The sequence below is a fragment of the Ammoniphilus sp. YIM 78166 genome (assembly GCF_004522215.1).
Taxonomy (GTDB): domain Bacteria; phylum Bacillota; class Bacilli; order Aneurinibacillales; family RAOX-1; genus YIM-78166.
The window spans coordinates 785867-799580 of the sequence record NZ_SDLR01000001.1 but is presented as its reverse complement, the minus strand read 5'-3'; the positions used below and the strand labels follow the sequence as shown (position 1 = coordinate 799580).

Annotated in this window: 14 protein-coding genes; 2 read left to right on the top strand and 12 right to left on the bottom strand. The window is 44.3% G+C overall.

All coding sequences use genetic code 11. The features are described from left to right. The first annotated feature begins 67 nt into the window (after positions 1–67). Positions 68–1081 (top strand): DUF1646 family protein, encoded by a 1014-nt coding sequence (locus EIZ58_RS03985; protein WP_134699207.1) that lies wholly within the window; start codon positions 68–70, stop codon positions 1079–1081. 109 nt (positions 1082–1190) lie between these two features. Here the strand turns inward: EIZ58_RS03985 and EIZ58_RS03980 are convergent, their stop codons facing one another. From EIZ58_RS03980 to EIZ58_RS03955, 6 genes are all read right to left on the bottom strand, one after another. Continuing rightward, positions 1191–2024: a sugar phosphate isomerase/epimerase family protein gene (locus EIZ58_RS03980; protein ID WP_134699206.1), complete on the bottom strand. Its 834-nt coding sequence runs from the start codon at positions 2022–2024 to the stop codon at positions 1191–1193. A gap of 120 nt (positions 2025–2144) precedes the next feature. Further along, a complete protein-coding gene (locus EIZ58_RS03975; RefSeq protein ID WP_134699205.1) occupies positions 2145–3020 on the bottom strand; it encodes a LysR family transcriptional regulator in 876 nt (291 codons plus the stop codon). Between the two features lie 58 nt (positions 3021–3078). After that, positions 3079–4041: a hydroxymethylglutaryl-CoA lyase gene (locus EIZ58_RS03970; protein WP_205672106.1), complete on the bottom strand. Its 963-nt coding sequence runs from the start codon at positions 4039–4041 to the stop codon at positions 3079–3081. A gap of 122 nt (positions 4042–4163) precedes the next feature. Beyond that, positions 4164–4553, bottom strand: a complete 390-nt coding sequence (locus EIZ58_RS03965) for a hypothetical protein (RefSeq protein WP_134699204.1) — start codon at positions 4551–4553, stop codon at positions 4164–4166. Between the two features lie 25 nt (positions 4554–4578). Next, the gene (locus tag EIZ58_RS03960) at positions 4579–4836 is read right to left on the bottom strand and encodes an HPr family phosphocarrier protein (protein WP_134699203.1); all 258 of its coding nucleotides are present in this window, start codon (positions 4834–4836) and stop codon (positions 4579–4581) included. Positions 4837–4920: 84 nt separating this feature from the next. Next, on the bottom strand, positions 4921–5232 hold the full coding sequence (locus EIZ58_RS03955) for a hypothetical protein (protein WP_134699202.1): 312 nt from the start codon (positions 5230–5232) through the stop codon (positions 4921–4923). Positions 5233–5641: 409 nt separating this feature from the next. Between EIZ58_RS03955 and EIZ58_RS03950 the strand changes: the two genes are divergently transcribed. Beyond that, positions 5642–6844 (top strand): NAD(P)-dependent malic enzyme, encoded by a 1203-nt coding sequence (locus EIZ58_RS03950; RefSeq protein WP_134699201.1) that lies wholly within the window; start codon positions 5642–5644, stop codon positions 6842–6844. Positions 6845–7946: 1102 nt separating this feature from the next. Here the strand turns inward: EIZ58_RS03950 and EIZ58_RS03945 are convergent. From EIZ58_RS03945 to EIZ58_RS03920, 6 genes are all read right to left on the bottom strand, one after another. Beyond that, positions 7947–8711: an IclR family transcriptional regulator gene (locus EIZ58_RS03945; RefSeq protein ID WP_134699200.1), complete on the bottom strand. Its 765-nt coding sequence runs from the start codon at positions 8709–8711 to the stop codon at positions 7947–7949. A 19-nt stretch (positions 8712–8730) separates the two neighbouring features. Continuing rightward, the gene (gene aroD, locus EIZ58_RS03940; RefSeq protein ID WP_134699199.1) at positions 8731–9504 is read right to left on the bottom strand and encodes a type I 3-dehydroquinate dehydratase; all 774 of its coding nucleotides are present in this window, start codon (positions 9502–9504) and stop codon (positions 8731–8733) included. 122 nt (positions 9505–9626) lie between these two features. Next, complete coding sequence (locus tag EIZ58_RS03935) at positions 9627–10634, bottom strand: LacI family DNA-binding transcriptional regulator (protein ID WP_134699198.1); 1008 nt, start codon at positions 10632–10634, stop codon at positions 9627–9629. Between the two features lie 124 nt (positions 10635–10758). Beyond that, complete coding sequence (locus EIZ58_RS03930) at positions 10759–12036, bottom strand: TRAP transporter large permease (protein WP_134699197.1); 1278 nt, start codon at positions 12034–12036, stop codon at positions 10759–10761. Next, positions 12037–12555: a TRAP transporter small permease gene (locus tag EIZ58_RS03925; RefSeq protein WP_240688932.1), complete on the bottom strand. Its 519-nt coding sequence runs from the start codon at positions 12553–12555 to the stop codon at positions 12037–12039. 100 nt (positions 12556–12655) lie between these two features. Next, a complete protein-coding gene (locus EIZ58_RS03920) occupies positions 12656–13696 on the bottom strand; it encodes a TRAP transporter substrate-binding protein (RefSeq protein ID WP_134699196.1) in 1041 nt (346 codons plus the stop codon). Positions 13697–13714: the final 18 nt, after the last annotated feature.

Genomic DNA, 13714 nt, shown 5'->3' with positions numbered 1-13714 from the left:
TCGATCATATAAATATAACGTTCCATTCTAGCGGAGTGGGATAATACGCTGATGGAGAAGATTAACCATGGTCATCGGATTGGTAATAATATTCCTCCTTGTCTTGTTCTTGCCTTTATCACTCAAAGTAGTGGAACATCATCTTGAACTTTTTTTGTTTGTCATGGGGGTACTTGCCGCCATCGTCAGTGCGGTGCTCAATCCCACCTTATTTCTCAAAGCGGCCTTCGACCCTATTTATATTTCAGTTGCTGTATTAATTGCCGGTCTATTATTCAGATGGTTTCAGACCCCGTTGGAGAATGCGATCTCGAGTATTAGACGAATGATGCCCGCTCGAGTATTTACCGCCTTGGTTATCGTCTTTCTGGGCTTAGTATCCAGTATTATCACTGCGATCATCGCGGCTCTTGTGTTGGTTTTAATCGCTAACGCTCTACGGTTTGAACGTTCTTCCGAAGTGCGGTTCGTCGTATTGGGCTGCTTTTCGATCGGTCTGGGAGCCGCGTTGACCCCTATAGGCGAACCTCTTTCTACTATAGCCATTAGCAAGCTTAATGAAGACTTTTTCTTTCTTATCCGATTAGTCGGTCCCGAGGTAATTCTTTCTCTCATTACCTTCGGTATTTTGGCTGCTGTTCTTGTACAACCTCCAAGACGGGGACAGGGAAAATCCAACAAGGAACAGAATCGGGAGACGTATGAAGATATTTTTATACGATCCCTTAAAATCTATTTTTTCGTTGCAGGTCTTACCTTTTTGGGTGCGGGATTCGAACCTTTAATCAGGCTATATCTGCTTGGACTGGATTCGAACCTTCTTTACTGGATTAATATGATTTCGGCGGTACTGGACAATGCGACCTTAGCTGCAGCGGAAATTAGCCCTGTATTGGATCATAAGACGATCCAATCCATTCTCATTGGTCTGCTCATTAGCGGCGGGATGTTAATCCCAGGCAATATCCCCAATATCATCGTCGCAGGTAAATTAAAGATTAGCAGCAAAGAATGGGCCCAATTTGGGGTGCCGTTAGGTCTACTGGTGATGGTTATTTATTTCCTTATTTTTCTGTGGTAAAAACAAAAACAGGTCACCAAGCATTAGCTTGGCGTATGGTATTCATATCATGGTCGGATAAATAATAAGACGTAGTGAAGGATTTCCTTTCACTACGTCTTTCTATTCATTAACTAGCACAAACACTCAACGTATGTGCATCTATATAATCCTTTGCGGATTGTAAACAGCGTCTAGCAAATTCCTCGTACCCTAATGCTTGAACTCGCTTAAGATGAGGAAGCTCGATTGAACATGGAACCTCTGGGATGCGGTTGATGATGGACGCCACATCAATCCCCTCCTTTTCTCCTAAATACAAGCGCTCTTCCCTTAGAATACGGGTCATTTCCTCCTTGGAAGCAGGAATTGCGGCAGGAGCATCACAAAGGTGAAGAAAGCGGAACCATTCGCGTGGAACCTGATCCAAAGCTTCCTCTTTATCTCTTGAGCGGTCAAAATGATGAACATCAATCATTAAACCGGCATTTTCCTTTTTCACTGTACGAAGGACATCTAAGGCCCCTTCCAGATTATATACGCTTGCAATCGGTACGAATTCAAGTTCGACCGTCAAGCCATAAGGCTTAGCCAGATCGCAAAGCTGGGCAAAACGCTCCATGTAACACGTACGATCATCCGTCCAAATGCTGCTCAATACATGTCGGCCACCGAGTTCTGCAGCTACCTCAAAGGACGGCTCATACTGCTTGGGATCGATGCTATCTGTGATCCGCGCCAACTCAATATCCAGCAGCTTTACACCGGTTTCAGCAAGGGCTGTTTTGGTTTTGCGCATGAGTACCTTATTGTCAGACAATGAAAAATTCGGCTCACCTGGCAGGCCCATATAAATAGGGCGCAAACTTACAAAATCATAACCAGTTCTTGCAGCAATATAGGTTTGCTCATCGGGCGGACATCCAAGCACCGTAAGGTTTGCTAAAGAAAATAATCTGGTCATATTCATTCCCCCGTTCACCGAATTAGATCGATCTATTACTATAAGTATAGCTCCTCTCTTCCACGATTTGAAATGAGGATAAGTCATTGGAGTAATGCATAAAGGGAATGAATCTTTGGTTTACTCAAATCTATTTTCAATAAATTTTTTAAAGTGCGATACGGCAGGTGACATATATCGGTCGCTTCTCCAAGTCATATCAATCCTGCGTCTACATTGAGGCTCTGAAACATGGAGAAGGGAGATTTTATTCATATCAAGCCCGGGAATAAATGGAATCAAAGCTACACCAAAACCAGCTGCAACAAAACCGGCGATCGTCGCATCTCCCACCCCTTCAAAAGCTACATGAGGCTCAAATCCAGCTTCTTGACACAAATGGTCAATGACATCGCGAAGACCGCTTTCACGCTTATAGGCGACGAAAGGCTCTCGTGCAACTTCTTGTAGCTCTACTTGTTCTTCATTGGCTAATCGGTGATCTTTTGGCACAATCATAAACAACTCTTCATCCACAATGGGAACAGACTCCATATTTTCATAAGGCTTATTGGGAGAACAAAATCCAAGGTCGATCTCTCCGGATTCGAGCTGAGCCATAATTTTCTTCGTAGAATCCTGGACTAACTGAAATTGGATGCCTGGATACTGTACCCGAAAGGCGCTGATTAACTCAGGCACGTAGCTGGAACCAAGCGTATGAATAAAGGCCAGAGATATCACCCCGTTGAGAGGATCAATTAGGTCTTTGAGTTCTTGCTTGGCTAACGTAATTTCTTCCATAGCCCGATTAACGTATTGCAGAAACACTTCCCCATACTGGTTCAGGGTCACTCCGCGCGTCTTCCGTTCAAATAAGGGCACGCCTAGCTCGTCTTCTAGCTTGGCTATGGACCGGCTGAGAGCAGACTGAGTAAGCGCCAATTCTTCAGCTGCTTTGGTAAAGTTTTTGATCTTTGCCAAGGTTTGAAAGTATTCAAGCTGCTGCCACTCCATGTTTGTATCCCCCCTTGTATTCGAAATGCCCTCCAATCGGAGGGCATCAGTTATCAGCTTAGTTAGTTACTTTATTGTTCTGGCGTTTTGCTTTTTCAGTTGTCAGATCCGAACAACGTCCTGCCTTTAGCACAAAGCTTGGTACTTCACGCTCAACTAGCTCTTGTGCTCTTCTCGCTGTCGCCATAGCTTTGGACAAATCTACTCCAGTATCGATGCCCATGTCGTGAAGCATGTTGATCACATCCTCGGTGGGCACATTCCCCGCCGCTCCAGGAATATAAGGGCATCCTCCCAATCCGCCAAACGCACCATCAAACGTAGTGATGCCCGCTTGTAGCCCCGCTACGATATTACTTAAAGCCATCCCCCTCGTGTTGTGGAAATGCAGCACCCAGCTTACCTCTGGGAAGGTTTCGATCATATGGCGGCTTACTTCGTAGATCTGACGAGGGTTGGCCATACCCGTAGCATCTGATAGGGACAACTCCTTAATCCCTAGTCTTAAAAACTCACGAACAATTTTTTCTAGTTGCTCAACCGGAATCTTACCCTCAAACGCACAGCCCCATGCTGAGGACAATGCCCCCGAAACGTTAATATTATGCTTGGCAGCATACTCCACGCAAGGACCAAAGCCAGCCATCATTTCTAAAGGAGTTTGATTAAAGTTATTAATGCAGTGAGATTCACTAACGGAAACCGTCAGCTTCGCTTTCGTTAAGCCCGCAGCATGTGCCCGTTCCAAACCTTTAAGATTAGGAATAAGAGCTCGATACTCCACTCCCTCCACTCGTTTCATGCGCTCAACTACTTTATCTGTATCCGCCATTTGAGGGATTGCACGAGGATGAACGAAAGAGCCGATCTCAATCACCTTAACCCCAGAGTCGACGACCATATCTAAGAGCTCAAGTTTTTCTTCCACACTTAGGATTTTCTTTTCATTCTGAAGTCCGTCGCGCAAGCCCACTTCACAGATCGTTACTTTGTCCGGCCAAGTCATCTTTCCAATTTCCATTTGGTGATCCCTCCAAGTTATTAGATCGATCTAATAATGATAATAACGCTATTATACATATTTTCCTTAATTTTTGTCAATTGAAAAAAGAGACTATCGATACACAATAGTCTCTCGGCATGTTACTCTGTACGTTCTGGTCCTACCCTTTTTTTCAGTGCTTTTTTGAACTCAACGATCTGTCGATAGCTAAGGCCCAGATCCCCTGGAACCCCGTTAATCGACGCAACCACATCAACGGCTGATTTACCCGGAGGAATCGGGTAAACCGTAATCATCAAATCGCTTCTACCCACCATGAGCTTTTTCTCAGCCATGATCTCTCCGCGTTCTCGATCCTTATGTATAACCTGCCAACCATTTAAGTCTCTATTGATCGTTTCAATCACGGTATCCATCATCTGTTCGAAACGAATCGTATAATAGGGTGTTTTTAGGTTTGGATCTTGGTGATCTTCCTTTGTTTCCTCTGAAGTTCGCCAGATACCCGTTACTGTTCTTAGGAAACTCATGATACGACCATCCTTTTCTTTTATTCTATTCTTCTTCTAACAAAATTTGTTCGAGCGCCTTGATTGCTTCCTGTTCATCTTCCCCATCAGCAGTCAGCGTAATGGTCTCGCCTCTGCTTACTGCCATCGACATAATGCCAAGGATACTTTTTGCATCGGCCTTTTGGTCTTTCTTAATAATCTGAATTTGACTACCGAAAGCTGCCGCTTGCTTCACAAAGCGAGTCGCCGGCCTTGCATGTAGACCTTGCTTTAGGTTAACCGTAATTTCCTTCTGAATCATAGATTCTCCTCCATCATGTTTATCTTTCATATCCAATATTTTAATTCAATTATCCCTAGTAGACAACTATGAGAAAAGTTCAGCTCAATCATACTTTTCGTCATTTTCCTGAGAGTCGCCTGAAACCATCAAATCTAGTTCATTCTCGAAAGGTATATAGAGCGGCGGCGGGAGGAGTTCTACAATTCGGTTAATTTCTGCATGGGCCAAAGCTTCATCTAAAGTGGCCATGTCATCTAAAGAGTGAAACCACTTGCGGAAAACTTCAATAAACTGGTAAAACTTGTATTCAAATAGTGTAGCCGAATCCTCAGCGTCCTCCAATATATCTGCACTTTGCATTTTTTTCCACTGTGCGAGTAAATCATTTAGATGTGGCATTACTTGGTCTTTCATCGTTACCTCCTTCTCTTCGGGATTAGCGGACATATAGTTCCTTATTTCCTCTTAGAACAGCAAATCAGAGATGCTTTCGGACATGGAGTACGTTATTTGTAAGAAAAAGGCAGAAGAAAGCCAGATACTCACCAAATAAGGTACCTGTTGTCCGCTTCACTTCTATCCACTTGGAATATACCCATTTAACGGATGTAATTATTATACCAAAAATATGAAAGACAAGGCGGAAACATCGTCTTGTCTTGAAATGGCTTTATGTTTATCTGTTCCTTTACTCAATTTACTTCCAAATGCCTGTTCGAAAAATATTCAATAAATTCATTAGACATTATGTGGGAAATTTGATAATATTCAGTATGTAGTTCCAATATACGTAATTAGATTCCACTTTGAGGAGAGTGCACAGATGTCAGACGTTTATACAAGGGCTTTGCAGCTACATAAACAACATAAGGGAAAGCTTAGTGTTGATTGTAAGATTCCCGTCGAAAGTTCCACAGATCTTAGCTTGGTCTATTCCCCAGGTGTAGCCCAGCCTTGTATAGAGATTCATCAAGATAGCAAGCAAGCCTATGAATATACGATAAAAGGAAATCTAGTAGCCGTTGTCACTGATGGTACAGCAGTACTAGGTTTAGGCGATATCGGCCCGCAAGCGGCTATGCCAGTCATGGAAGGAAAAGCTGCTTTATTCAAAGCCTTTGCAGGCGTAGATGCTTTCCCTATCTGCTTGAATCAAACAGATACCGAGCAGCTCATCACTACCATCAAAGCACTCGAACCTACTTTCGGCGGGATTAATCTTGAGGATATCTCAGCTCCTCGCTGCTTTGAAATAGAAGAAAGATTAAATCAAGAGCTAAGCATTCCTGTGTTTCATGACGATCAGCATGGAACAGCGATCGTTACGCTGGCAGGATTATATAATGCAATAAAAATCGTAAATAAGAAGATGGATGACCTAAAGGTCGTTATCAATGGAGCAGGTGCTGCGGGCGTCGCTATCACGAAGCTTTTACACACCATCGGCGTCAAAGACATTCTATTGTGTGATACCAAGGGAATCCTCTATAAGGGACGCCCCGAAGGAATGAATAAAATTAAGAGCGAGCTGGCAAATATTACAAATTGCGAAGGCAAGCGCGGCACTTTAGCTGATGCTCTTCAAGGGGCAGATGTCTTCATTGGCGTTTCTGTTGCGGGTGCAGTTACACCTGACATGGTTAAATCCATGAATCCAAACTCCATTATTTTCGCCATGGCCAACCCTGTTCCAGAGATCATGCCGGAAGAAGCGATTGCTGCAGGAGCTGCTGTGGTAGGGACTGGCCGTTCCGACTTCCCTAACCAAGTCAATAATGTCTTGGCATTCCCAGGGATCTTCAGAGGAGCATTGGATGTCCGTGCAACGGAGATTAACATGGCAATGAAGCTAGCAGCCATCCGAGCCATTGCTGAGTTGGTAGATGAGAAGGAGTTAACTGCAAGCTATGTAATCCCACATGCATTGGATCAACGCGTAGCGCCACGAGTAGCAGCATATGTATCACAGGCTGCGATTGATTCAGGAGTGGCTCAGCTAGCGAACAAGGAAGAAGTTTTAGTTTAAAACTATAAGAAGAGATTGATCTCTAGGGATCAGTCTCTTTTTCTGCTTTAAGCGGAAGTCGGGACGAGGGCATGATTTCGAGCCTTATTGGATTTTCAGGTTTTTATTTTATAGGCGACTCGCTTATAGAGAACGAGACTAAAATTACCGAAAACCGTGAAAAAAACATGAGCTAGGTGGTACCTCATTCGAGCGATCCTGCCGGTTCAGGGCACGAATCACGGGCTTGCGGTCCCTCACTCGAGCGATTCGCCAGGTTCAGGGTACGAACGGCGGGCTTGCGGTACCTCATTCGAGCGAACACCCAAGTTCAGGGCACGAATCACGGGCTTGCGGTACCTCAGTTACCCCACCATTCTTGGAATCAATACCTTTACCGGTTTATATGAATATCCCCTTAGAGAGGAAAGTAAAAGCAGGAAATTCTCATTGGAGACGGTGCCCTGGATGGCATCCGAACAACGGTATGGGCATGGGATGGTAGAAAAAAGTAGAACTACTTAAGAAAGCAGCTTGAAATTGAAAGCTCTACACCAAAGTTAGATTGCTCTTAGAAAAAGTAGAGTGAAATCACTCCCAACCTTGAAAAAACATAAGAGGTCCTCCAGTTAATTGGAATCATTATCGGTTTGGGAGCAAAACGGTCGGTTTCGTGATCAAAGTAGGCTGGTTATTTGGAATTGTACCAGGTATGTGAGCAAACGGCATCCTTTCGTGAGCATCGGCCACCTTTCCGTGAGCAAAAGCAAATTATCGTGACCAAACGGACCCGGACGCCAGTTATGGGGTTCGAGAACGGACAAGAATCAAAAAAAAAAAAACGTAATTAGTTAAAAAAGAAGCTTAAAATCAGAGACTCTAACCCGAAGTTTTAGATGCTCTTAGAAAAAGTAGTCCAAAATCACTCCAAACCTCGAAAAACCTTCGCGAGGTCTTGGAATCATTACCGGTTTGGGAGCAAAATGGTAGTTTCGTGATTAATCCGCCCCTAAAAAGAGGAACGATGTTTGGTATTCGCATGGTAGTAATCTTTCTGAAACAGCAAAAAAGGGGCTGAAACCCGCAGGACACAATACATGTCTTATCGGGTCAGCCCTCTTTGCTATCTATCAACTGCAAATCCAATATCCTTTGAAATTTGAAGCGCTTCCGCTTTCACAATAACCTTCAAAAAACTTACCGTCTCTTCCGGGAATCTAGAAGTTGGTCCGGAAATCGACAAGCAAGCCGTCACTCGTCCCTTTATATCAAAAATAGGAGCAGCAACTGCAGAAGATCCAACTTCACGCTCCCCTTGGCTATAAGCAACCCCGACATTTCTAATTTCCTGAAGCTCTTCCCGCAGCTGATTTCTCCTTCCTGCAGGGACCTCAGCTAGGACTTCTTCTTGAATACCATGGCTCTGATAAGCCAGTAGAACCTTCGCACCAGCCCCCACATGCAAAGGAAGCTTTTCCCCTAGATTAACCATGTGACGAATCGTGTGCAGTCCCTCACACTGCTCTACACAGATGCGAGATCTGTCCTCTAGCACATAGAGATTCACGGTTTCTTTCGTAAGATCCCTCAGCTTCGTCATATAGGGTCTTGCAATATTACGAATCTCCATGGACTCCCCCACGATATGGCCAAGGAAAAAAAGCTTCGTTCCCAATCGATACCTCAAGGTATCGCTGTTCTTAATGAGATATTCATTCTGTTCTAGCGTCGCCAGTAATCGCGTTGTAGTCGATTTGGCTAGTTGGATTTTATTAGAAATATCAGTTAGCGACAACTCCGGTTCTTGTGTGGTGAAGCAGTCCAGGATGTCGAGTGCCCTCTGCACGGTACGCAGAGACTCGGCATCCTTTGACCTCGTTGATTCCATTGAGATATACCCCCTATTTTTATATATATTTTTGGACAATCTGCAAGGCGGCTCTTAAATCCTCAATGGGAATCTGTCCAGGCGCTGAGCTCTGTTCCCCGATTGCAAAGGTAATATCGGAACCAAAGACATACCCTACCATTCTGGACAATGCGCCAAACTCTCCCATGGAGATTGAAATTAAAGGAATCCTAAGCTCGTTCTGAGCTTGTTCAGTGGCCAATAATAAAACTAAGGCATCGGTCTTTGATTTTGGCATCACAGCAACCTTGGCTATATCAGCGCCGTATTTCTCCATCTGTAGCAACTTGTCCACGATAGAGGAGGCTGGCGGTGTACTTTCAAAGTTATGGTAGGACATGACCATAGCCACTCCATTTTCCCTTGAAACCGCTCTAAGCTGTTCAACAAATGGTGCATCATTAGAGAGTTCATAGTCAATTAAATCAACAACCTTTTTCATGCATAGCTCTGCAAGCAGACCCACTTTGTCCTGCTCAGATAAAGATATCGGCTGCCCACCCTCATGATGCGAACGAATAGTAAAAAGAATAGGGGTTTCGCCGGCCAATTCTCTCATTTCTGCAATCGTGCGCAATACATGTTCCGTATTATCCAAGGATTCAAAAAAATCAGCACGCCATTCAATTATATCCGGGTTCTTGCTCATTATTTTCTCTAGCTCAGATATAATCGATAAACGGTCTTTGCCGATTAATGGGGTACAAATTAAGGGTTTCTCCTTGCCAATTACTGTTCCTCTTACGGTTACCATGCTTTTCACCTGTGTCATTTCCTCAATCCCTTCTACGCTCCGAAGCTTGTATATGATAGAGTATAACACAAGACCCTAACTCGTGCATTAACGCAGTAAAACCGGAAAGCTATGCTTCCGGTTTTACTGTTTGCCCCACCTTACGATTCTCGAACGATCAGCTCAGGCTTTAAAATAATTCGTTTGGGCCCCTCTGACAATCCCATCATTCGCTGATGAAGTAGATCAGACGCATACTCTCCTATCGCATGAGGAAAAGCATCAACCGTGGTAAGGGAGGGTGTAACCATCGAGGCTTCCTGAATATTATCAAAGCCTACTAGGTTAAATTCTTGCCCAATATGAATACCTGCATCCTTTAGTCCAGACATCACGCCTAGAGCAACAATATCGTTGTAGCAAAAAGCGGCAGTTGGAGGCTGAGGAAGGGAGAGTACCTGTTTAATCGCATCCATTCCCCCTTTTCGAGAAACGGGAGTCTCCACGAGAAGGGCTGGATCCACTTCAAAGCCCGCTTCCACTAAGGCATCCATATATCCTCTCATACGGTCACGCCAAACGCTAGAGTCATTCGTTCCACCCAGGAAGGCAATTCTCCGATGTCCCTTTTCAATTAGATGCTGGATCGCTAATTTGCCTCCCAGTACATTATCTACCCCAACATAATCAAATTTTTCAGGAAAAGTCGTTTCTCGCGTAGCGATAACGACAGGCATACCTAATTGTTCAAGGCGTTCGATATCTTCGTGTGAAGTCCCTGGGATCGGACTAATGATTACTCCTCCTACCCGGTACTCCAGCATCGTCGACAGGAGGGCCTGCTGTTTCGCCATCAGGTCAAAAGTCGTTCCCAGAATGACGGTATAGCCTTCTTTGTCTAATGCCTTATGAACCCCCACAAGCACCTCAGAGAAAAAGGGGTTCCCGATTTCGGAGATGATAAAGCCAACCGTCGAGGAATGCTGGGACCGTAGATTGGCTGCTATACGATCATAAACGTATCCAAGCTCTTTCATGGATTGTAATACTTTTTCTTTTGTCTCTTTCGAGATGCTCTCGCTTCCTCGCACAATGAGCGAGGCTGTCGCACGTGAGACACCTGCATGTTGAGCGACTTGCTGTAGAGTTACACGCGAACGTTTTTTCATCAAAAATACCACCACAATAGCATATTTGTCTTACCTAAAAGTATAAGCTTCATATGAAAACGATGTCAATCTCTAAAGAAAAAACCGATTAGACCCCATCAGGTTAATCGGTTTCGACTGTTTATCAGGTAAACCATTGCAATGGTACAAGTACGATATCCGGGAACAAGATAAGCAAGAGTAATACGACCACTTCGACCAGAAGGAATGGCCATATTCCTCTCAGGATGTTTTGAATGCTTATGTTTCCTACACCACATGCCACATTCAAGACGGTGCCGACAGGTGGAGTCAATAACCCAATACAGCAGGCAAGAATGAATACAATCCCAAAGTACACTGGATCAATACCGGCTACCTTTACAATCGGCATAAGAATCGGTGTCAGGATCAGTACGGTAGGTGTTAGGTCCATCGAAGTTCCAATAATGAGCACCAACGCAACAATGGCTAGCATTAACAGCAATTGGTTTGCCACAAACGGTTCAAGCAACTCGGTTAAGAGCATAGGGATGTTTGCAATGGTAATCATCCAAGCCGAAACCATCGCTGCCGCAACCAAGAAAATGACGATACTTGTGGTTTTTGCAGAATCGACGAGTACTTTATAGAGATCTCCCATCTTGAGTTCACGATAAATGAACAAACCAACAAATAAGGCATAAAACGCAGCCACGACTGCTGCTTCTGTTGGGGTAAAGATTCCACCGCGCAGCCCGCCAACAATAATGACAGGCAACATCAGAGCCCAAAAGGCGTCACGTGTAGCCACTAGCATTTCCTTAGTGGATTTCCGAGGCTGAACCTCAAAGTTCCCTTTTCGTGCTAAGAGATACCAAGTTACGACCAAACCTACACCAATCAACAATCCAGGAATGATTCCACCCATAAAGAGCTTCGTAATGGATACACCGCTCGTGACTCCAAAGAGAATCATCGGAATACTTGGTGGGATGACCGGAGCAATGATTCCTCCCGCTGCGATCAAACCCGTCGAGCGGTTGCGATCATAGCCGGCTTTTACCATCATGGGGATCAGAATGGCGCCAAGAGCAGCGGTATCTGCAACCGCAGATCCTGATAGTCCCGCGAATAAGATACTTGCGAATATGGCAACATACCCAAGTCCTCCGCGGACATGGCCAAACATCGCCATCGCAAAGTTTACGATCCGTTTCGAGATCCCTCCGGCATTCATCAATTCACCAGCTAAGATAAAGAAAGGCACGGCAAGCATAGGAAAGCTGTCTGCACCCTTAATCAGGTTCTGTGCGATGATCTGAGGATCAAACATGCCCAAAAAAGCCATCAAAGCAATACCGCTGACCAAAAGAGCAAATGCAATGGGAACCCCTAACGCCATAATCCCAAACAATGAGGCAACAAAGATCGTCAACGCCATCTATTTTTCACCTCCTGCAGCCTTTGCGTGGAAAGAATCCTTTGAATCCTTCGGCTCATCGGATGAAGGGGTGAGTGATTCTTTATCGAAAAGGAGCCGGTATAAATTCACCAACACAACTAAACCCATCCCTACACTGGCGATAATCCCTACTCCGTAGACATAGGATAAGGGCAGACCCGTGGCAGGAGCTTTACTATTCATGCTCATGAGCGTCATTTTCCAGCTTCCCTCGAGCAAGAGCCAGAGAACACCCAGCATGATCAATTGCCCAACCAGCATGACCACCTTTTTCAACGGTCCAGGTAGTCTCGATACGAACATATCAACTTCCAAATGCTTTTTATCCTTTAACGCAGCTATCGCGCCCAGGAACGTCATCCATACAAATAAATACCTCGACAATTCTTCTGACCAGGTGATACCCGAATTAAAGGCATATCGTAAAACTACATTGGTAAAGACAAAAATGGACATTAGGGCTAAGCAGGAGGCCATAATCGCGTTATTGAAACTCATCAACCAATTCTTCTTTTCTCTCAACCTTAAGGTCGCCTCCCTTCAACGTATACAGGAAAATCTTAAGGAGAAACAATCCTCCTTAAGATTTCCTATTTCACTATTTGTTGCTTTCGATTAACTTGTTTACGAATTCCTCACCAAGCTGTGCAGCGTACTTTTGGTATACAGGCTGAACCGCTTCAACAAACTTTTTCTTTTCTTCATCAGATAGTTCGGTTACGGTCATTCCTTCTTTTGTTAAGAAATCAAAAGCTTCCACACTTTCTTGTTGATTCAACTCACGTTGATATTGTTGAGCTTCTGCAGCAGCTTTCGTTACGATTTCCTTTTCTGCATCCGTTAACGTATCCCAGAAGGATTTGCTTATCATAAATACGGAAGCATTATAGATGTGGCCCGTTTTCGTTACGTATTTTTGAACTTCATAGAACTTTGCCGTGGTAATGTTCCCTGCAGGGTTTTCTTGCCCATCAACCACCTTTTGTTCAAGAGCAGTAAACAATTCCGTGTAAGCCATCGGTGTAGGAGTAGCACCTAGTTCCTTCCACATATCTAGGTGTAGCGGGTTTTCTAGGGTTCTAATTTTTAAGCCTTTAATGTCTTCAACAGTCTTTACTTCTTTTATATTATTGGTTAAATGTCTGAATCCATTTTCCCAATAGTTTAACCCTACAATCCCTGCTGCCGGAAGCTCATCTAACAGTTGCTGCCCGATTTCTCCATCCAAGATATTGTAAGCGGTTGCCTCGTCCTTAAATAAAAACGGTAAGTCTAGTGCACTGAAACGAGGAACAAAGGAAGCAATTGGGCCGGATGACATAGTACTGCCCTGGATCGATCCCATTTTCATCGCTTCAAAAACTTGTACGTCTCCTCCAAGCTGGCCATCTGGAAACACTTGGGCTTTTAGCGTTCCGCCAGACTCTTTTTCCACGATTTCAGCAAATTTATATAATCCTTTAGTAAGAGAACGGTCTTTATTTGTTGCAACAGCCAGTTTCATGATTTTCGCCTCAGCTGATGAAGCAGCTGGAGCCGCTGAATCTTTTTTTGGAGCTTCAGTAGCTTGATTTCCGCCGCCACAACCAGTTAAAGCAACTACACTAGCAAGAATAGAGGCAAACATTAACTTTTTCATTATTAGACGACCCCTTCT

What these genes read in the sequence shown, in the direction of transcription:
- EIZ58_RS03985 (WP_134699207.1), top strand. Translation starts at nt 68, where the DNA reads ATGGTCATCGGATTGGTAATAATATTCCTCCTTGTCTTGTTCTTGCCT.
- EIZ58_RS03980 (WP_134699206.1), bottom strand. Translation starts at nt 2,024, where the DNA reads ATGACCAGATTATTTTCTTTAGCAAACCTTACGGTGCTTGGATGTCCG.
- EIZ58_RS03975 (WP_134699205.1), bottom strand. Translation starts at nt 3,020, where the DNA reads ATGGAGTGGCAGCAGCTTGAATACTTTCAAACCTTGGCAAAGATCAAA.
- EIZ58_RS03970 (WP_205672106.1), bottom strand. Translation starts at nt 4,041, where the DNA reads ATGGAAATTGGAAAGATGACTTGGCCGGACAAAGTAACGATCTGTGAA.
- EIZ58_RS03965 (WP_134699204.1), bottom strand. Translation starts at nt 4,553, where the DNA reads ATGAGTTTCCTAAGAACAGTAACGGGTATCTGGCGAACTTCAGAGGAA.
- EIZ58_RS03960 (WP_134699203.1), bottom strand. Translation starts at nt 4,836, where the DNA reads ATGATTCAGAAGGAAATTACGGTTAACCTAAAGCAAGGTCTACATGCA.
- EIZ58_RS03955 (WP_134699202.1), bottom strand. Translation starts at nt 5,232, where the DNA reads ATGAAAGACCAAGTAATGCCACATCTAAATGATTTACTCGCACAGTGG.
- EIZ58_RS03950 (WP_134699201.1), top strand. Translation starts at nt 5,642, where the DNA reads ATGTCAGACGTTTATACAAGGGCTTTGCAGCTACATAAACAACATAAG.
- EIZ58_RS03945 (WP_134699200.1), bottom strand. Translation starts at nt 8,711, where the DNA reads ATGGAATCAACGAGGTCAAAGGATGCCGAGTCTCTGCGTACCGTGCAG.
- aroD (WP_134699199.1), bottom strand. Translation starts at nt 9,504, where the DNA reads ATGACACAGGTGAAAAGCATGGTAACCGTAAGAGGAACAGTAATTGGC.
- EIZ58_RS03935 (WP_134699198.1), bottom strand. Translation starts at nt 10,634, where the DNA reads ATGAAAAAACGTTCGCGTGTAACTCTACAGCAAGTCGCTCAACATGCA.
- EIZ58_RS03930 (WP_134699197.1), bottom strand. Translation starts at nt 12,036, where the DNA reads ATGGCGTTGACGATCTTTGTTGCCTCATTGTTTGGGATTATGGCGTTA.
- EIZ58_RS03925 (WP_240688932.1), bottom strand. Translation starts at nt 12,555, where the DNA reads ATGAGTTTCAATAACGCGATTATGGCCTCCTGCTTAGCCCTAATGTCC.
- EIZ58_RS03920 (WP_134699196.1), bottom strand. Translation starts at nt 13,696, where the DNA reads ATGAAAAAGTTAATGTTTGCCTCTATTCTTGCTAGTGTAGTTGCTTTA.